The organism is Leptospira sanjuanensis, assembly GCF_022267325.1.
GTDB classification, from domain to species: domain Bacteria; phylum Spirochaetota; class Leptospiria; order Leptospirales; family Leptospiraceae; genus Leptospira; species Leptospira sanjuanensis.
The window spans coordinates 2274121-2292486 of record NZ_JAIZBG010000001.1 but is presented as its reverse complement, the minus strand read 5'-3'; the positions used below and the strand labels follow the sequence as shown (position 1 = coordinate 2292486).

The following is an 18366-nucleotide window of genomic DNA, read 5'->3' as shown; positions in this document are numbered from 1 at the left end:
TCCGTCGAACCCGGATCACGGAGTAGCAGTTCCCACAATTTTTAGAAATGAACGGTCCAAAGCAGCGGCTGCAAAACGAATTCGTTGATCATCTTCTTTTACAAACTTCCTTGCCGATTCGGATTCAAAAAATTCCGATGGATGCGAATCCGTCCGCAACCTTATCCGTCCTTCGCGACGATCGCCTTGCATTCGGCATAGGAACAAAAGCCAGAAAGTTTCTTGGAATTCACGCGACTCTCCGAACCCAAAATATTCGATCGGTTTTGTTACAAGGGGAACTTCACGGCAACGCGTTGGCTGGGTTTGCGTTTCTATTCCTTAGCTTCGGATATCGGGTCCGGTCGATCGGCTACACGCGCGATCCGAAACGGGCGAGCGCCAATTCGATTTTGACAAAACGTCATTCTCATTCTTTGGAACTGTTTTCTTCGCGCACCGAATGGATGCAAAGAATTTCGCGGCTTTCAGAGGAAATGTCCGTCGTCACACTCGATTCCTATCGTTTTACGAATCACACATCCGTCAAAGATGGAATTCCTACGATCAATCCGGTTTCGGCGCAAGAATTTCCCGATCCCGATTTTTCGGGATCCATCCTCATCCCTGAATACGGATTGTGCCGCGCCGCTTTGGAAGGGATCGATTCCCTTTGGGAAAAAATTCAGATTTCTGAGTACGATCGAATTGTGATCGACGTCGGTTCCGGTTCGACGTATTTATCGGCGCTTCGGTTTTTTCAAAATCGAATTCCGGTCCACGGAATCGCCATCGGACTTCCTAAATCGAAGTTATTGTATTGGCTTGAGGAGAAAAAGAGGCTTCTCGGGTTGGAATGGTTACGAATTGACGACGAACGAATCTTGGAACCGGACGGAAGTTTGGGTTTTGGGGCAGAAGATATGCAAATTTTAGAATATTCTAAATCCTTTTACCAACGAACGGGTGTTCCCGTAGAACCGATTTATTCCGCGCGAACCCTGTCCGCGACCGAAACGAGAATCCGTTCGGGCGAGTGGAGCGGACGAACGCTTTATATTCACCAGGGCGGTCTTTTGAATTTTTTAGATCCGTTTGCCGAAACGTTTCGATTCGGATTTTCGCAATCGCAAAAATTTTCCGATCAGTAAGTTTATACGGCTTTTTTTCTTCGGACGAAATGATTTTCGTTTTTTATTTTGTGTTAGTGTTTTTCGTCCGTCGTCCGCCGATTTGAAACTTCCGAATCCGTCCTCGTTCTTTCCCTTTTAAACAAACGGCTCGAAACAATCGTAATTCTTCTGACGATAGATCTTATTCTCCTTAAATTCGAAAATCATACAGAAATATGCCTTTAGATTCTGATCCGTTTTGAATGGACCAAGGTCGGTCTTAACCGTTGCTTCCCATTCCGCTTCGACGACAACCGTATCTCCGTTTTCGAGATAACTCTGCATCCGAAAGACTTGCCGTTTTAACAGATTTTTTCCCGCGGGCATTCTTCGAAATATGTCCTCCCAGTTGCTGACTGTGACGGTCTTTGTGAGTGCGTTCGGATATTCGATTTGTTGAATTTCCGGATGGAGTATCGTTTTGAATTCTTCTTTTTCGACTACGAATTCGGATAACAGTTTTAAATACGTTTCTACGATTTGATTGTATTTGTTCATCTTGGACCTCAACCTCGAGAATATTCAAAATTCAGCAACTTCTTCTTAGGTCTTGAATCCGCAATTCTATAATTTGATGGCATGGGATAGAAAATTGCGATTCGAAAACGGAATCAGGATTTTGTTTTGATTTTGGATCGGTTTTTTTAAAAGAATGAACCGCGATTCTCGTCTTGAAATTAGGATTCGTTTTGTTTTCGAAAAATCCTATTTCCGTTCGGAATCGATCGATGCCTGCAAATCTTCTTTGCGTCTTTCCGGTTCGGACATAAAAAAGCCGCCCTGAGGGACGGCTTTTAAAAACGGTTTTGTTCAAAGAAACAAAATACTAACCCTGACGATCGGGTTCAAGCGGGACGGCGTTCTCTTATTGTAAAGAAGAAGGCCGCCGGCAGGTTGAACTTTTTAAGAAAGAATATAATCCCGATTCATCGTCCGGATAAAATCTCTCTTAATCGATTTCGGGCAAACCGCTTCGCACTCGTATTGGTTCGTGCAGTTTCCGAAACCTTCCGCATCCATCGCGTTGATCATTTTTTTCACGCGCTCTTTTTGTTCCACTTTTCCTTGCGGTAACAAGCCGAGGTGAGTGATCTTCGCGGAAACGAACAACATTGCGCTCGCGTTTTTGCAGGAAGCGACGCAGGCTCCGCAACCGATACAAGTCGCGGCGTCCATCGCAACGTCCGCATCCACTTTAGGAATCGGTAATGCGTTTGCGTCGGGAGCCCCGCCGGTGTTGATGCTGATAAATCCGCCGGATTGGATGATTCGATCAAACGCGCTTCTATCCACGACGAGATCCTTGATGACTGGGAAAGCCTTGGCTCTCCACGGTTCCACGTAAACGGTGTCACCGTCTTTGAAGGAACGCATGTGCAACTGGCAGGAAGTCACACCTTGGTGCGGTCCGTGCGCTTGTCCGTTGATCATCAGGTTGCAGGAACCGCAGATTCCCTCGCGACAATCGTGTTCGAAAGCGATCGGATCGTCTCCCTTTGTGATGAGTTCTTCGTTGACCACGTCGAGCATTTCCAAAAAGGACATGTTCGGGGAAATATCTTTTGCGTCGTAGTCTACGATCTTTCCCTTTTCTTCTCCGCTCTTTTGTCTCCAGACTTTGAGTTTCAGATCCATTATTTATAACTCCTTGTAGCGAGGTGAACGTTTTCGAACTCCAGTTTTTCCCTGTGTTCGGTTGGTTTTTTACCGACTCCGTTGAATTCCCAAGCGGTAGCGTGACAGAACTTATCGTCGTTTCGTTTCGCTTCTCCTTCTTCTTGGTATTCTTCGCGGAAGTGACCTCCGCAGGATTCTTCCCTTGTGAGTGCGTCGAGGCAGAGCAGTTCTCCGAATTCCAAGAAGTCAGCGACTCTTCCCGCTTTTTCAAGAGATTGGTTGAGTTCCGCGCCGCTTCCGGGAACGTTTACGTTCTGCCAGAATTCTTCACGGATCTTAGGAATTTCGGCTAACGCTTCTCTCAAACCTTTGTCGTTACGCGCCATTCCGCACTTGTCCCACATCAGTTTACCGAGTTGTCTATGGAAAGAATCCACGGTTCTTTTTCCGTTGATGGAAAGAAGTTTTTTCGTAGTTTCTTCCGCATCGGAAAGAGCCTTCTTCGCTTCCGGATGATCTTCGCTCGGACGAGAGTTGAACCCCGCTCCTGCGAGATAGTTTCCGATCGTATAAGGAAGAATGAAGTATCCGTCCGCAAGACCTTGCATCAGAGCCGAAGCTCCGAGACGGTTCGCTCCGTGATCGGAGAAGTTCGCTTCGCCGATTACGAAAAGACCGGGGAGGTTGCTCATCAGGTTGTAATCCACCCAAAGACCGCCCATGGTGTAGTGAACTGCAGGATAAATTCTCATCGGTTGTTTGTATGGGTTTTCACCGGTGATTTGCTCATACATCTGGAAGAGATTTTCGTAACGGTCGCGAATTTTCGGTTCGCCGAGACGACGAATCGCGTCCGCAAAGTCGAGATACACGCCCTGACCGGATTCTCCCACGCCCAGTCCCGCGTCGCAGGCTTCTTTTGCCGCGCGAGAAGCGATGTCGCGAGGAGAAAGGTTTCCGTAACTCGGATACTTTCTTTCGAGGTAGTAGTCTCTTTCACTTTCGGGAATGTCCGCGGGATTGCGTTTGTCGCCTTTGTTTTTGGGAACCCAGATTCTTCCGTCATTTCGGAGAGACTCGGACATCAGAGTGAGTTTGGATTGATGATCTCCCGAAACAGGAATACAAGTCGGGTGAATTTGCGTATAACAAGGGTTCGCGAAGAAGGCGCCTTTTTTGTGAGCCTTCCAAGTCGCTGTTACGTTACAACCTTTCGCGTTTGTGGAAAGGAAGAATACGTTTCCGTATCCGCCGGTTCCGAGAACGACCGCGTCGGCCATATGAGTGGAAAGTTTTCCCGTTACGAGATCGCGAACCACGATTCCTTTTGCGTGACCGTCTACTACGATCAATTCTACCATCTCGGTTCTTGGATACATCTTCACTGCGCCGAGTCCGATCTGACGGGAAAGCGCGGAATACGCTCCTAAAAGAAGTTGTTGTCCGGTTTGACCTTTTGCGTAGAAGGTTCTGGAAACTTGCGCCCCGCCGAAAGAACGGTTGGAAAGATGTCCTCCGTATTCTCTCGCGAAAGGAACTCCTTGCGCCACACACTGATCGATGATGTTTACGGAAACTTCCGCCAAACGGTGAACATTCGCTTCTCTTGCACGGAAGTCCCCGCCTTTTACTGTGTCGTAGAACAGACGATGAACGGAGTCCCCGTCGTTCTGATAATTCTTCGCCGCGTTGATCCCGCCCTGAGCCGCGATACTGTGCGCTCTACGAGGGCTGTCTTGAAAGCAGAAGGTTTTTACATTGTAACCGAGTTCTGCGAGTGTCGCGGAAGCGGAAGCTCCTGCGAGACCGGAACCGACTACGATGATGTTGAATTTTCTTTTGTTGGCCGGGTTTACCAGCTTGATGTCGGCCTTATGATTGGACCATTTTTTCTCAATCGGGCCGTTGGGAATTTTAGAATCTAAACTCATGAATGGTTCTCCAAAGAATTACGGGTGAACGTATCCCAGCAAAATCGAAAGCGGGATAGAAGTGTTTCCAATAAAGATGATTAAAGCGAAAAGGATCGCACCCGCTTTGATCTTGCCGCTCAATTCGGGAGTGCTCAAACCCAAGGTTTGAAACACGCTCGCGACACCGTGGCTGATATGGGAAGCGAGAAGCACCATCGCGAAGATGTAAGAACCCGCAACGATCGGATTTTGAAAGCCGAGAATTACCATCGTAAAAACGTCGTGTCTTCCTTTGGAATCGGTCATCGCGAAATGATCCGGATTGGTGACTCCGAGAGTAAAGTGGAGAAGGTGATACACGATGAAGGAAAAAATTAAAAGTCCCGTCAAAGCCATGGTTCTGGAAGCGAGAGACGCTTGAACCGTGTATTGTTTTGCATAAGCGATCGGGCGAGCTTGTTTGTTTTCGATTGAGAGTTTTATCGCGTAATAAACGTGTATGATAAAGCTAACGATCAGAATGATTCTGGCTACCCAGAGAAGGGGTTCGATGTCCCTAAGCGATTGGCCATATGCGTTGATTTTTTCTTGTCCTAGGAAGATCTGAAGATTTCCCAACATATGAACAACCACAAAGCCGAAATAAACGAGTCCGGTCGCTGCCACGAGAGTTTTTCTCCCGATGGAAGACCGGAGATATCCAGCCTTAAAATCCATTACATTTTCTCCTGTTTGTTTGGTGGAAAGAATTCATCGAAAAATTAAAATGATTCGAAAAGATGGGATTTGAAGCCCGCTTTCTTAAATTAGGGTAAAAAAGCGAGTTGGGACGAAAAGCATTTTTATTGGAAACTGAAAAAATTGATACCGGAATCGAAAGTTATTAAGATTCCTTCTCAATTAGAAACCAACTTGTGTCCCATTCACTTCCTTGAGAATTTTGTGCATCGCGTAACAAAGGAGTTTCGAGAGAATCGAAAGAAACGATCATGAACGCATCCGATCCATTCCAAACATTGTATCAAAAAGAAAAATTAAAAGGCGAGTCAAGCGCGCAAGCCACGAAAGAATTTGCGGAGCATTCTCCCCTTCGAAAAAAATATCCGGAAGATACGAAAACTTTAAATCCGTATTATACGTTTCGGGGACGAAAACTTTCCCGAATCGCGTTCGGATGTTATCGAGTCGGACTCGAATCTCCCGAACATGAATCCGCTTTGGAACTTTCGTTGGCTCGGGGATTCAACGTGATCGACACTTCCTCCAATTACGGAAACGGAGAAAGCGAAAGTTTAATCGGAAAGGTTCTCCATAAAAAAATAGGAAAGGGAGAATTGAAGCGCGAAGACGTTTTCCTCGTCACAAAGGCCGGTTATATCCAAGGAAGAAATCTACAAATCGTAACCGAACTGGAAAAACAAAACAAAGAATTTCCGGAGATCACCTATTACTCCGAAGGATGTTATCACTGCATTCATCCGGATTTTTTAGAGGATCAACTAGAACGTTCTTTGAAACGTCTCGGACTGGAAACCGTGGACGTGTTCCTGCTTCACAATCCCGAATACTTTTTGATGGATCGGGAGAAGCATAACGTTCCGAAAGAAAAGGCGATCGAACAATATTACGAAAGAATTAAGAACGCTTTCCGGTTCCTGGAACAAAAAAGAAAGGAAGGTAAAATTCTCTATTACGGAATTTCTTCCAATACGTTTCCGGAAGATCCGCAAAAATATACGGCGACTTCTTTGCAGCGAGTTTTACGGATCGCAAAGGAAGTGCAAAACGAACTCTCTCTTGAAGAATCCGGTTTTGCCGTCGTTCAGTTCCCGGCCAATCTTTTGGAAATCGGTTTTCTCGAACCGCAATTCGAGGGCAAAAGCCTTGTGGAAATCATTCGGGAAAACGGACTTCTTCCCTTGATCAATCGCCCCTTGAACGCGATTTCGAACGCGGGAAGTATATTCAGACTTTCTTATGATCCGAAAAAAAGCGGAGAGGGTATTCTCGCTCTTTTAAAAGAAGAGTTGAACGGAATTTATGCGCAGGAAGCGACGATTCTTTCCCTTCTTCCCGCGGGTTCGTACAAATACACGTTTCGTTCTGTTACGGAGCCGTATTTGGATCAGTTTCAAAATCAGGATCATCTGAGTCAATTTCTAGAGCGCACCGTGATTCCGATCGTGCAACAACTGATCTCTCAAGTGGAAACGATCGCAGGTCCGGAAAAACAAGGGGATTACATCGAGATCCTGAACAAGTCTCTTCCGATCCTGGAACAGTACGTGTTACAAAAGAACGCCGAGGATCGATCCTCCGTTTATGAGAAGATTCTAAAATACTATCCGCAGTATCGGGGTTGGAATCTTTCCGGAATCGCGTTGCATCTCCTGCATTCTTCTCTACGGGAAGGAACGGTGCTGCTCGGGATGAGAAAGAAAACGTATGTGGAGGACGCGGCTCTTTCGTTCGGGACCGCTCTTTCCGAGATTCGAATCGAGGATTGGAAACGTTTTGAAGTTTGATCCCGAAATCGTGGCTCTGTTCGAACATATCACTTCGACAAACGATCCCGAACTCACGATCGACTTCGCTTATCAAAATGCGGAACGATTGTTTCACGAAGGAAAGTATTTCGAGGCGCACGAGGTTTTGGAATTCCAATGGAAAAAGGATTTCGGACCTCGAAAGACTTTTTTGCAGGCGTTGATCCAGCTTTCCGTTTCGTTGCACAAGATTTATGTGAAACCCAACGGACGAGGCTCCCGTATGCAGGCGGAAAAGTCGAAGGAAAAATTGGAATCCGTCTTAAATTCCTCCGCGTTAAACGGACTTGGAAAAAAGGTAACGTTAGATTTGATTTCCGATCTGGAATCGATTTTGGGTCTGTACGACGGGGACGAACTTCACGCAGAAAGAGTTTCTGCTTTCAGGATTCCTCGGCTTCCGAAAGACTGGCGGGAATTATTCAGAGGCTGATATGGGTGAAATCGAAAGCGGCTTTTTTCAATCCGGCGGATACAATCTTTCCTATAAAATCCACAAGAACGAAAAGAACAACGCGATCCTTTTGTTTCACGGATTTCAGGACGCGTCCGATACCTTTCTCTACCAGTTCTCGTTCTTATCGCAACATTTCGATATATATCGATTTGATTATAGAGGTCACGGAGATTCCGATTGGCTCCGCGAAGGGAATTATCATTTCATTCAAACCCTCGTAGACGTGAAGACGTTCATCTCCCGATTTCTTCCCGAAAAATTCCACATTTTAGGTCATTCGATGGGAGGGGGAATCGGAGCGCGATTTGCGGGAATCTATCCGGAACGGGTTTTGAGCGTCGTTTGTCTGGAAGGGTTTATGTCGATTCAATCTCCCGAGTTCGAAAAAAAACGTCTAAAAGCCTGGCTCGACACGTTGGAAAACAACGAGGTCGGAACCAAGGAACGAAAGAATAAGAGTTTTTCAAGCGTGGACGAACTGACCCTTCGTTTAAAGCCAGTGTATCCGCGTTTGAGTTTGGAAAAGGTTCGCGATCTTGCGGTCTATCTTTCCAAAAAAACGGATTCAGGATATCAATGGAAAAACGATCCTTTGTACAAACGCGGGTTTCCCTTCGTATTTTCCCCGTATCTGACGAGACATCTCTGGGAATGTATCGATTCCCCGACCCTGATCATCTACGGAAAGGAAACTCATTTGATGCCGGAAAACCGCGAGGAGATTCTTTCGCATTTTAGACATCTTGAATATATCGAGATTGAAAACGCGGGTCACAATATGCATCACGACCAACCGGAAAAACTCGAATCGTTGTTAAGCGAATTCTATTCGAAACACGGCTTGATTGTGAAATCTTAAGGCCGCAATCAAGCGATCAGGTCGAGCGTAACCCGCAAACGAAATAAACGGAACCGCATAAAAAATTCCCGAAAATCCGACTCAATTAGCCTGAATTTTACGCAAGATGTCCGAGCGGGAGTAGTTTTTTTCCTGGGGTTTTTTCGTTTACGAATTTATTACGAAATCCAAAACCAAAAAGTTATTGATAACATGGTTCCGTCTACGTTAAGATCTTTTGGAAAAGAATTTCCAACGAGTTCTGTTTAGGACAGGGATTCTTTTTTAAAATTCCCGCGGAGTTTTTTTTGAAGCGCTTCACAACTTCTTCTTTTCGATCCATTCTTATTTTCTCTTTGTTTTTTTCGATGCCCCTATGGAGTGCGCAGACGATTCTTCTGAAAGATGGAACCTCTCTCAAAGGAGAAGTCACCGGTCAAAACGAAAAGGCAATCACCGTACGAACCGCAGACGGAGGGGTTCGGACGATTTCAAAGCGGAGCATTCTGAAAGTTATCTACAAAGAAGTAAACGAAGACGAGGCGAAACGAATCCGCCAAGAAGAAGAAACGAAAATTCGAGAAGCCAAATCTGCCGAAGAGAAAAAACGAATCGAGGAAGAAGCGGTCGTCATCAATCCGCCGGTGAAAACTTCAGGAACGAGAAGCCGTTGGAGTCTTGTTTGGAGATCCGCGGTTCTTCCTGGTTGGGGTCATTACAAGGCGGAGCGGAAAAAAACGGCGATCGTTTACGGCGCCTTATTTTGGACAGGAGCGGTTGCGACGGGACTTGCCGCAAAACAAATAGAAAGTAAAAAGGCGGCCTACGACGAGGCGTCTTTGTACGGACAGGCTTCCGGAAATTTATTGTTCGGAGAAGCCTACGTAGGCGATAAACGGGCCGCTTACAAAAAATCCATCCAAGACTATCAAAGCGTGGCGGCCGGGACCGCGCTGATTTATTTGATTCAGCTCACTCATGCTTATTTTACGGGTGTGGAATGGGAAAAGGAGGAAATCGCAGTAACTCCGGATGGCCTAATTCGAACAAAGGGGTTACAATTGGATTCGATGAGGGAAGTGAATCCGTTGAACGCTGGCTCCGGCAACGCTTTCGGTTGGAGAGCGGAAGCTCGGTACAACTGGTTTTTTTAAGGGGAATCGTATGAAAAAATATTATTCTATTCTAATGCTTTCTCTTCTTCTGAACTGCTATAAATTCGAAGAGAGTCAATTCGATCCTACGGGAGCTCTTAGTATTCTGCGGACTTTTTTTTCAGGTGCGACCGGTTACACGAACTTTATGATCAATCAGTATTCGGCGTTTCGGCCTGCGGGATTGGACGTCTACGTTTCGTATGTGCGTAGAAATTTCGGCTTGGATGATTCCAGAAACCGGATCGATCTGATCATCGCGAGTCAGAACGGAACGCTTATGATTCCGACGAACGTGCCTATGATCGGAGGACAAATTACCAGCATGGTAGGTTACGGATATACTGCAGGGAACACCGCGAACAAATACGCGATCCTGTTCGAGGTTCTGGAGACAACGGGCGTTTATAATTATTATTACTGGGTCGGTCTGAGTCTTCCGAGCGCGGGAACCAGAATGACCTTTACGCAGTTTACGCCCCCGGTTGCGGGCGCTCCGATTGTCGGGTTTGGACCGTTCAACGTCGGTGCGGTGGAAAAGCTCGTCTTTTGTCAAAAGTTGGGAAGTACGACCACCTGTTACAATACGAATAGCGATTTTACCAACCTGCAGACGATCGCAGGACCGGTTCCCACTTCCTGCACGAACGTTTACAACAACGGTTCCGTGGGTTGGTGTGCGGATTCGATCAGCGGTAATTCGTATCAGTTCTATTCCACCAACGGGGGTGTTGCGGCGTTCGGCGGACCGACTCCGATCACTCTAGTATCCAACTATAAAACCGGCGCTTATACGAATTCCGGTCCGAGCAGTTTCTTTCTTTCTCCGATCGGAACTCAATCGCATTATCTCGAACACGGCGCCGGTACTTTAAGAATTACTTCCACGTTTGGGGATTTGACTTCTATGGGGGGATTGACTTCTCCGGGAAACTCGTATCAACAAGTGATCGCGTTGTCCGCGCTATCCAGTACCGATTCCATCTATCCGGTTCGAGGTTTTGTAAACGGATCGTTTTCGTATCTCACGTTTATCGCCAACGCAGGTGGAAATTCAACGCCCTACGCATTTAAGAGTAACGATTTAGGTGCCACTTGGACGCAACTCAATCAGACGTCTTTAACGTTGCCGACGCCGGGTTATCCGTTTGACCCAGTTCCGAGTCAGACGGCCGCCCTTGGGTTTTACGCGACTACCACCGGAGGAGACAAGCTGCATAACTTTGTGAACATCGAAGGGGACGGTTTGAAACATTACGTTTCCACGAATGACGGGGCGACTTGGACCTTGCAGGAAACGATAACTTTAACGTCGGAATAAAAACGCTCACATAAAAAAATTTTGTCTCATTCGTAAAAAAAAGCTTGTACTTTCCTCCGTACTCCTAGAACATCCTTTCAACAATTTTTAAGGATATTTCCATGCAAGAACAGGGTGCAAAGTTTAAGAGTCAGTTAGAAAGATATATCAACTACCGCGGGATCGATATCGTCCTGCACCTTAAAGACGGTTCTCGTGTGGAATTGGATCGCAATCGTAAAATGGTCGGGGAACAAATCGTGTATTTCCCTTCCAAGAATTTGAGCAGCGCCGTGGAACTCGCAAGCATCAGCCGCGCCGAATTCTTTGTCGCTTAACAAACTCGAATCGAATCCGTCCGAATCGACGATTCCGACGGATTCAAAAATTCTAAATTAGAAAAATGGAAGAAGGACGCGAAGAATTTTCGTGTCCGAAAGAATCCGAGAAACGAAGAATCAATTTTCGAATTTAACGACCCAGACGGAATGAAGTTCCGCTACGGTTTCGTTTCGTTCGTTGAGGGATTTGGATAACAGTTTTACCACGGAGCCTTTGTGTTCGGTGATTTCGGTAACGATCTTTATCTTTTCGGATTTTACTCCTTTTAGATATTTGATCTCCGCGCTTGCGGTCGCCATAAACTTGAACGTTCGACCCGACGCTTTGATCCAGGCGGCAACCGCAGCTCCCGCCGAACTATCCATCGCCGAAAACAAAACTCCTCCGTGCACGGAACCGACCGGATTGAAAAAGGATTCGTCCGTTTCGATCTCGTATTCGCTTTTACCGGGACTGGCCGAAAGAGCTTTATAACCGACCTTTTGCGAGAATCGGTCCCGTGATCCGAAATACGTTGCAAATTCGGGAGAATCCGATTCCGGTAATTCTAAAAAGAATGCGTTCATATATCGTTAAATTCCGAAGGGGGCGATTTCTGTCAATGCGGAGCGGTTAAGGCGAAGCTTTTTCGGGAATGAACGATGAAGTTTCAATCCCGGACGAGAAAGTTTGATTCTAAACAAATGCGGTTCTTTTACGGTCGGGAGCTTTCAAAAGTCGATCAATTTTTGAAAGCGGTATTTGGTCCGACAAAGCACAACATCGTTCTGAAATTCGAAATTCGTATGAGTTCCTACATTTCATGAAAGCTGTACTTGGAAACTCTCCCTTTAAGAAAGATCGCGGATTAAATCTTCGATTTCTTGAACCTTGTTAAAATCCCGTTCCGTATAATTCAAATACAGATCGTATTCCGAACCGGAGATTTTCTCACAGCGAATCACTTTGACCGGGATTTGAATTCCGCCGGAAAGACTGATCGTTCCGAGTTTTAGTTCCAGAACCGTTCCCGGTTCGACCGGAGAATCGGTTCTGTGCAGCAGACCTTTCAGAATGTTATCAGCCAATCGCAGGCTCTGATCGGCTAATTCGTTCAGGTAGACGGTGATTGTGTTTGGAATTCTGTTATAGTGCATGGCACAATAATACGAATTCCGGCTCGATTCAATCAAGCAAAATTCAAAAAATTCTTTCTCAATGGAATGTTTTTTATATTACATTTCCATTATATTTGCTTTTCGGCAAATTGCTTTGCACAAAGGCAGAATGTTCAGTAAAGAATCCGAGTTTTGATCGAAAAAGGATGTTTTTCGATTTTTTCCTTGAGTTCGTCTCCGACGGACTTGTCGATCACCATGGATAAATATCCGATTTCAGCGCTCGTTCCCAAGTGTTGAGAGCTGATATTCGCTCCGATTTCGGAAACCATGGAGTTGATGTCCTTCAAAAAGCCGGGTTGATTTTTGTGTACGTTGAGAATTCTATACTGTCCCGTAGGTAACGGAGTGATTTCCAAGTTCGGAAAGTTTACGGAGAATGTCGTAGATCCGTTGTTTACGAACTTGAGAAGTTTGCTCGCAACCTCGGAACCGATGTTTCTCTGCGCTTCTTCCGTGCTTCCTCCGATATGCGGCGTTAGAATCACGTTAGGCAGGTTTTGCATCGGGGTTAAGAACGGATCGTTGTTCGACTCGGGTTCTTCCGGGAACACGTCGATTCCCGCGCCCGCGATATGACCGGCTTTGATAGCGGCGGCTAACGCTTCCAGATCGACCACCTTCCCACGGGAAAGATTGATCATATACGCGCCCTTTTTCGTGATCTCGATTTCCTGCTTACCGTAAAGATTCATGGTCTGCGGAGTTTCAGGAACGTGAAACGAGATAAAGTCTGAATTTCTCAAGAGCGCCTCGTAACTATCCGCGGGAGTTGCGTTGCCGAGAGGAAGAACGGTTTGCACATCGTAGTAGATGACTTTCATTCCCATCGCTTCGGCGAGTACGGAAACCTGACTTCCGATATGGCCGTAGCCGACGATTCCCAAAGTTTTACCGCGGACCTCGAAACAGTTTTTCGAAATTTTGTTCCAAATCCCGGAGTGAGTGTTTCGAATATGATCGGGAACTCTTCTGGCGAGCATGATGACTTCGGAGATGACGAGTTCCGCAACGGAACGCGTGTTGGAGTATGGCGCGTTAAAAACCGGAATTCCTTTTTTTTCGGCTCCGGCGAGATCCACTTGATTGGTTCCGATGCAGAAACAGCCGATCGTTAAAAGACGTTTCGCCTTTTCCAGAACCGGAGGGGTTACGTTTGTTTTGCTTCGAATTCCCAAAACGTGGATATTTTCGATTTCATTCAAAAGCTCTTTTTCCGAAAAAGCGGCGGGAAGAAGACGGACGTTGAAACCGTCTTTCTTAAATAGTTCGTGTGCGTCCTGATGGACGTTCTCAAGAAGGAGGACGTTGATCTTATCTTTTGGAAATGAAATCATAGGTAGTACCTAACCAGGGTTTCAAGTGTGCTCTTCCCTGAAAATTGAATTTTTCCCGCGGCGCAGCCGCGTGGTTGAAGAACGGAATTTTCTTTCAAATCTCCGGCAGGCCGGAAAAACTGGGGGAAAAATCACGGGAGATCCTTTTTGAAAATTTCAGTTTCCGCACTCATTCTTTCTTTCGCCGTAGTTTTGGGAATCACCTGTTCGAGCGAATCCATCCGTCAGACCCCCGAACCGGCCTTGGAACAGGTTCTCTTTCATTCCGATCCTTTCTGTCCCGGATTTCACGTTTTCTGCTCCCAAGGCGACACGAAGTCGTTGACGTTTCGGGGAGTTTATAAGAATCCGAACGGCGAAAAGACGGTTTATCTGGATTATTTCTTGAGTTCGTTCGAGGTGAGTTTTCCGATCGGGGTTTCCCTGAAACTCGACGGAACCTGGTTTAACTTGAGAAAGGTGGGAACCGACTATTCCGATTCCATGAGAATTTCTTCCTTGGTTCCTGCGGACGTCGCGGAGAGGATTCTCGTCGCAAAAGAAATCACGTTCAGCTTTTCGTCCCGGGAAAAAACCACGAACCAGCTTTTGAGCAAGGGAGAAATCGCAAGGTTCCAATCGCTTTTGAAGTCGCTGCGGGAGAGGTTGGAAACACAAGGAAAATTGAATATTCTGAATCTCTGATATAGGGCTTTTCAGTAAAACTTGGTCCCACCCTATGTGTCGCTTCCTAAGGGGCGCTCCACGGGGTGGGGGCGGCGGTGGAAAATTTTTCGTATCAAAGAATCATACTTCTTGCAAGTAAAAAGTATGATTTTTGTCGGAACATTTGAAAAATTCGTTGCTGATCCTTTTCTATTCCCGTGCTAACTTCTTTACGCTGTCGAGCGTAGGGGAAAGCCAGTCTTCGAGAAGAGGGTCTTGCCCGATCGCTTCTTTTTTAAACATTAAGTCCTTGTTCGACATCGCGATTTCGGAAACCTCGTTGATCTTTCTCGCAGTTTCGATCGCCTTCCAGTAATGTTTCAACGCTTCGGCGGTGTTTCCCTGTTTTTCATAAACCGCGCCGATGTTGTTGTAAGCGGCGACTAACGTCTGGTAGACTTCCTGGTGATACGGATCATCCGGTTTCGGAAGTCCCATATTCAACAATTTTTCTTCCATGTCGTCCTGAACCTTGAGATAATTCCCGAGGCTCGCTTTGTATTGACCCGTATAATAGAACGCGTTCGCTTTTCCCATCAAAAGAGTGGAATGATTGTATTCGTCCTCGTCTTCGAAACCGGACCATTCGTTGAGCGAAGCGGCAAAATCCCCGCTCATATAATCCACCCAACCTTTGAAGTAACGAAGTTCTCTTTGAATTCCGGCGGGAAGAGGAGTTCTCCATCTGCGTATGAGAGTGAATTCGTTTTCGTCGGTTTGAACCGCTTCCGCTTTGGAAAAACCGTCCAAAGAATTTTTAAGTTCCATGGATCTCGTTTTTGCGATCGCGTCCATCGCGGCTCTCGCGCGGAACGGATAGATTTTGCGGCCCGGAAATTCGGTGATCTTATCTTTTTCGTGGATTCCCGCCGCGGATAAGTATTGGATTCTCGCCTTGTCGAAATAAATACGGCCGACGTTTCCTTGGATCAATGTTTCGTCTTCTTCTCTTGCGCCGTAACTTTGTTTGTAATTCTCGAATCGTTTGAGGGATTCGTTTAACAATTTGTCGGCTTCGCCGAAGTTCGCGAGACGGATCGCGTTTTCGGCGAGTTCCGTAGATGCCAGATAATGCGCCGGATCGAGTGTCGCGGCCTTTTCGAAAAATCTTCTGGCCTGAATCGACTCCTTGATCGAAGCGAAGTATCTTCCTCTTTGATAATAACCTTCCGCGTAATCTGCGCCGTCGATTTCCACGCCGGTCACCGGATCTTCTTCCGTTTTATGATAGATCAGATCCAAAATTTCGAGGGCGTTGTCGTTGACTTCCATTCCGGAAACCTGATCCATCGGATTGATATTATAACGGATTCGTAATTCTTTCTTGTTTAGATCGGTGTAGAAGGAAGCGAGTTTGGAAAGAACGTGCAAAGAAAGTTTTTTCTCGATGTCCAAGTTGTTCTTGATCTGTCTGTGATGATTGATGACGAACTGAGGGTTTCCGTCTTCTTTCCACATCTCGATATACGTGGAGAGCAGGCCGCCTTGACCGACCGGACTGGACGGATCGATTTCCACGATCTTGTTGTAAAAGGACGCGGCCTTTCCGAATTCTCTCCGGTTGTAATAGATCTTCGCGATACCTGCGGTCGATTCTTCGTCATACGGTTCGTTTCCGTCCGTATAAACTTGTTTGAAAAAGTTGATCGCGAGTTGATCGTTCTTATACTTTCCGCCTCCGAGAGAAGACTCGGTGAACGAAGGCATAATGGAAGAATGAAATCTTCCCAAATTCTTATACGTAGGATTGTCGTGCGTTTGTTTTTCCAGACGCATCACGATGTAGGCTCCGGCCTTCATGATTTTTCTTTGAATTCCGTCTTGAGCGACGAGAATCATTCGGTTTTCGTTCCCGATTTTTCCGGCGATCGGAAGTTTTCCGTTGTCCCAAACCTGACCTTTTGCAAGCGTAATGATAGGGACTTTTTCGCGTTTGTCCCAAGCGTTGGAGGAAGGTTCTTCCCCGCCTGCGCCGAAATCGGGGCTGACCTTACCGAATAATTTTTCAAAAGCGCGGTCGTATTCTTCGACTCTCGTATATTCCACACCGTAGAGGTTTAAATACTTGAGGTGGTTCGGGAGAATATTTTCTCCTCTGGCAAAGGATTCTTCCGCTTCAAAGAATTTCTTTTTGCGGGACTCGCTGTTTTTCGGATAGGCTCCCGCTTCACGGATCAATGTCAGACCTTGTTCGTAATACTGAGCCGCCTGATTCGGGATGATGAAGTTTCTGTAAAATAACGTTCCGCCGACCACGAGAAAGATTCCCGCGGCGATCCCGATGATCGTTCTACGGATCGCCTTTCTTTGTCTTTGTAATCCTTCTTTTGTGTACAGAGGATCGGTGGAGATGATCGGAACCCCGTCTTTGGAGAAACCGCTCATTCTTTGGGAAACGGAAATCGTTTCTCCCAAAACTCCCGAGAGGAAGTCCGCGATTTCCTCCGGAGAACTTTCTATTTTAATGAGTTCTAATAAACCTTTTTGGTCTCTCGGAGTAAGTCGATCTTGAACGATCGCGTCGATGACCGCGCGGCGCAGAGTAGGCGGATAACGGAGAATTTCCTTCTGGATGATCGCGAGTTCTTCGTCTTTGAGGCCCTTGTCGATGTCCTGTTTTTCTTCGCTCGCAAGACCTTGTAAGTCCGCCTCGAGACCGAAGGAACTTCCGGAATCGAAATCGCCTCCGCCTACGTCGCTATCCAAATCGGGACTAAAGGATTCAAAGGAAGAATCTCCGCCGGCAGGAATGTCGGATAACGTGTCTTCTTCGGTGGAAGGAACGAAGTCCGCGAACGGATCTTCCGAAACCGTAGCGGAAGAAGCAAGATCCGAAAACGGATCTTGTCCCGCAGGTGCGCCCATATCGCCGAAGTCGGCAAACGGGTCCGATTCTCCGGGAGAAGGACCGGAGTCCGCCGAAGAGCTGAAAAAATCATCGTCACCGCCGCCGGATGGAGTCGGAGAAGAAGATAGGAAGTCGTCGAAAGAATCTCCGCCTCCGGAGGGTTCCGAAGCGGAGAGGCCGAAGTCGTCGTCACCGCCGCCTTGTGTTTCAAGGCCGCCCATTCCTGCAAACGGATCGGCGCTCGGTTCCGGCGTGGAAGTAAAAGAATCCATATCTCCGAACGGGTCCGCATCGGAGCTGGAAGGTGTAGAACCAAAGTCGTCCATCGGGGTTGAACCGAAATCGGAACCACCGAACGGATCTGAATCCGCCGAAGTCGTATCTCCCATTCCGGCGAACGGATCGTCGGAGGAAGGAGTTCCTCCGGTCATTTCATCTAAGCCCGCAAACGGATCGCCCGCGTCCGCAGAAGGAGAAGGGCTTTCGTCTCCGAAAGAAAAATCATCGGAAGGAGTGGAACTTGGTTCTTCGGAAAGTCCGAAATCACCGAACGCGTCGGAATCCTCCGAAGCGGTAGGAGCGGGTTCCGCGTCCATTCCGAAGTCGCCAAATGGATCGCCGGCATCTGCGGACGGAGCAGGAGATTCTTCTTCAAATGAAAAATCATCGGCGGGAGCCGGTGTTTTCGGTTCCGCCAAGAGTTCGTCTAAATCGATATCGTCGTCTTCGAATACTTTTGTGGGAGGCTTTTGCGGTCTTTGCGGTTCTTCAAAATCCTCGTCCGATTCTTCTTCGTCTCCGGCGGTCGGAGTCGTATCTTCGGTTTCTTCTTCCTCGTCTGAAGAAGGCATTTGCGATCCGTATCCCATCTTCTGACGGAAAACGGAAAGCATCGGATTGAGTTCTTCCGAAATATCCGGGTTTTTGGAAAGAGGCTCTAGAATAGAACGGACTTGTTCTAATTCCGCTTCGCTCAATGGGGTAGAATTCGCCTCTGCCAT

The 18366-nt window shown here is 46.9% G+C and carries 16 protein-coding genes; 8 read left to right on the top strand and 8 right to left on the bottom strand.

Annotation, left to right across the window (positions count from 1 at the left end):
* Window positions 1-137 precede the first annotated feature (137 nt).
* A complete protein-coding gene (locus LFX25_RS10380; RefSeq protein ID WP_406600526.1) occupies window positions 138-1130 on the top strand; it encodes a 1-aminocyclopropane-1-carboxylate deaminase in 993 nt (330 codons plus the stop codon).
* Between the two features lie 117 nt (window positions 1131-1247).
* Here LFX25_RS10380 and LFX25_RS10375 read toward each other — a convergent pair whose 3' ends face one another.
* The 4 genes from LFX25_RS10375 to LFX25_RS10360 all read right to left on the bottom strand — a co-directional run bounded on the left by LFX25_RS10375 (window position 1248) and on the right by LFX25_RS10360 (window position 5398).
* Entirely contained in the window at window positions 1248-1649 is a 402-nt protein-coding gene (locus LFX25_RS10375; RefSeq protein WP_238730173.1) for a nuclear transport factor 2 family protein, read from the bottom strand.
* A 405-nt stretch (window positions 1650-2054) separates the two neighbouring features.
* Complete coding sequence (locus LFX25_RS10370; protein ID WP_100736761.1) at window positions 2055-2786, bottom strand: succinate dehydrogenase/fumarate reductase iron-sulfur subunit; 732 nt, start codon at window positions 2784-2786, stop codon at window positions 2055-2057.
* Window positions 2786-4699 carry a fumarate reductase/succinate dehydrogenase flavoprotein subunit gene (locus tag LFX25_RS10365; protein ID WP_238730172.1) on the bottom strand — a complete coding sequence of 638 codons (1914 nt, stop codon included), beginning with the start codon at window positions 4697-4699 and terminating at the stop codon, window positions 2786-2788. Before LFX25_RS10365 ends, LFX25_RS10370 begins: the two co-directional genes overlap by 1 nt.
* 18 nt (window positions 4700-4717) lie before the next feature.
* The gene (locus LFX25_RS10360; RefSeq protein WP_238730171.1) at window positions 4718-5398 is read right to left on the bottom strand and encodes a succinate:quinone oxidoreductase; all 681 of its coding nucleotides are present in this window, start codon (window positions 5396-5398) and stop codon (window positions 4718-4720) included.
* A 272-nt stretch (window positions 5399-5670) separates the two neighbouring features.
* Here LFX25_RS10360 and LFX25_RS10355 point away from each other — a divergent pair, with 272 nt between their 5' ends.
* From LFX25_RS10355 to LFX25_RS10330, 6 genes are all read left to right on the top strand, one after another.
* Complete coding sequence (locus LFX25_RS10355) at window positions 5671-7206, top strand: aldo/keto reductase (RefSeq protein WP_238730170.1); 1536 nt, start codon at window positions 5671-5673, stop codon at window positions 7204-7206.
* Window positions 7196-7660 (top strand): DUF309 domain-containing protein, encoded by a 465-nt coding sequence (locus tag LFX25_RS10350; RefSeq protein ID WP_238730169.1) that lies wholly within the window; start codon window positions 7196-7198, stop codon window positions 7658-7660. The genes LFX25_RS10355 and LFX25_RS10350 overlap by 11 nt, the downstream gene beginning before the upstream one ends.
* Window position 7661: 1 nt before the next feature.
* Window positions 7662-8543: an alpha/beta fold hydrolase gene (locus LFX25_RS10345; RefSeq protein WP_238730168.1), complete on the top strand. Its 882-nt coding sequence runs from the start codon at window positions 7662-7664 to the stop codon at window positions 8541-8543.
* Window positions 8544-8830: 287 nt separating this feature from the next.
* Complete coding sequence (locus tag LFX25_RS10340; protein ID WP_406600491.1) at window positions 8831-9676, top strand: LA_0442/LA_0875 N-terminal domain-containing protein; 846 nt, start codon at window positions 8831-8833, stop codon at window positions 9674-9676.
* Between the two features lie 10 nt (window positions 9677-9686).
* Complete coding sequence (locus LFX25_RS10335; RefSeq protein WP_238730167.1) at window positions 9687-10997, top strand: LIC11996 family lipoprotein; 1311 nt, start codon at window positions 9687-9689, stop codon at window positions 10995-10997.
* A 101-nt stretch (window positions 10998-11098) separates the two neighbouring features.
* Window positions 11099-11314, top strand: coding sequence for a hypothetical protein (locus LFX25_RS10330; protein ID WP_010574598.1), 216 nt, complete (start codon window positions 11099-11101; stop codon window positions 11312-11314).
* 120 nt (window positions 11315-11434) lie between these two features.
* Here the strand turns inward: LFX25_RS10330 and LFX25_RS10325 are convergent, their stop codons facing one another.
* From LFX25_RS10325 to serA, 3 genes are all read right to left on the bottom strand, one after another.
* Window positions 11435-11884, bottom strand: coding sequence for a PaaI family thioesterase (locus LFX25_RS10325; protein ID WP_238730166.1), 450 nt, complete (start codon window positions 11882-11884; stop codon window positions 11435-11437).
* Window positions 11885-12148: 264 nt separating this feature from the next.
* Complete coding sequence (locus LFX25_RS10320) at window positions 12149-12454, bottom strand: PilZ domain-containing protein (RefSeq protein WP_118955787.1); 306 nt, start codon at window positions 12452-12454, stop codon at window positions 12149-12151.
* A gap of 134 nt (window positions 12455-12588) precedes the next feature.
* Window positions 12589-13812, bottom strand: a complete 1224-nt coding sequence (gene serA / locus LFX25_RS10315; protein WP_238730165.1) for a phosphoglycerate dehydrogenase — start codon at window positions 13810-13812, stop codon at window positions 12589-12591.
* A gap of 147 nt (window positions 13813-13959) precedes the next feature.
* Between serA and LFX25_RS10310 the strand changes: the two genes are divergently transcribed.
* Entirely contained in the window at window positions 13960-14496 is a 537-nt protein-coding gene (locus LFX25_RS10310; protein ID WP_238730164.1) for a hypothetical protein, read from the top strand.
* A gap of 171 nt (window positions 14497-14667) precedes the next feature.
* On the opposite strand, the gene LFX25_RS10305 is transcribed toward LFX25_RS10310, so the two are convergent.
* Window positions 14668-18366 (bottom strand): tetratricopeptide repeat protein, encoded by a 3699-nt coding sequence (locus LFX25_RS10305; RefSeq protein ID WP_238730163.1) that lies wholly within the window; start codon window positions 18364-18366, stop codon window positions 14668-14670.

Bases quoted from the DNA above. Each gene is read 5' to 3' on its own strand.
- LFX25_RS10360 (WP_238730171.1), bottom strand. From the start codon at position 5,398: ATGGATTTTAAGGCTGGATATCTCCGGTCTTCCATCGGGAGAAAAACT.
- LFX25_RS10325 (WP_238730166.1), bottom strand. From the start codon at position 11,884: ATGAACGCATTCTTTTTAGAATTACCGGAATCGGATTCTCCCGAATTT.
- LFX25_RS10320 (WP_118955787.1), bottom strand. From the start codon at position 12,454: ATGCACTATAACAGAATTCCAAACACAATCACCGTCTACCTGAACGAA.
- LFX25_RS10305 (WP_238730163.1), bottom strand. From the start codon at position 18,366: ATGGCAGAGGCGAATTCTACCCCATTGAGCGAAGCGGAATTAGAACAA.
- LFX25_RS10365 (WP_238730172.1), bottom strand. From the start codon at position 4,699: ATGAGTTTAGATTCTAAAATTCCCAACGGCCCGATTGAGAAAAAATGG.
- LFX25_RS10370 (WP_100736761.1), bottom strand. From the start codon at position 2,786: ATGGATCTGAAACTCAAAGTCTGGAGACAAAAGAGCGGAGAAGAAAAG.
- LFX25_RS10355 (WP_238730170.1), top strand. From the start codon at position 5,671: ATGAACGCATCCGATCCATTCCAAACATTGTATCAAAAAGAAAAATTA.
- LFX25_RS10375 (WP_238730173.1), bottom strand. From the start codon at position 1,649: ATGAACAAATACAATCAAATCGTAGAAACGTATTTAAAACTGTTATCC.
- LFX25_RS10330 (WP_010574598.1), top strand. From the start codon at position 11,099: ATGCAAGAACAGGGTGCAAAGTTTAAGAGTCAGTTAGAAAGATATATC.
- LFX25_RS10335 (WP_238730167.1), top strand. From the start codon at position 9,687: ATGAAAAAATATTATTCTATTCTAATGCTTTCTCTTCTTCTGAACTGC.
- serA (WP_238730165.1), bottom strand. From the start codon at position 13,812: ATGATTTCATTTCCAAAAGATAAGATCAACGTCCTCCTTCTTGAGAAC.
- LFX25_RS10345 (WP_238730168.1), top strand. From the start codon at position 7,662: ATGGGTGAAATCGAAAGCGGCTTTTTTCAATCCGGCGGATACAATCTT.
- LFX25_RS10380 (WP_406600526.1), top strand. From the start codon at position 138: ATGGATGCGAATCCGTCCGCAACCTTATCCGTCCTTCGCGACGATCGC.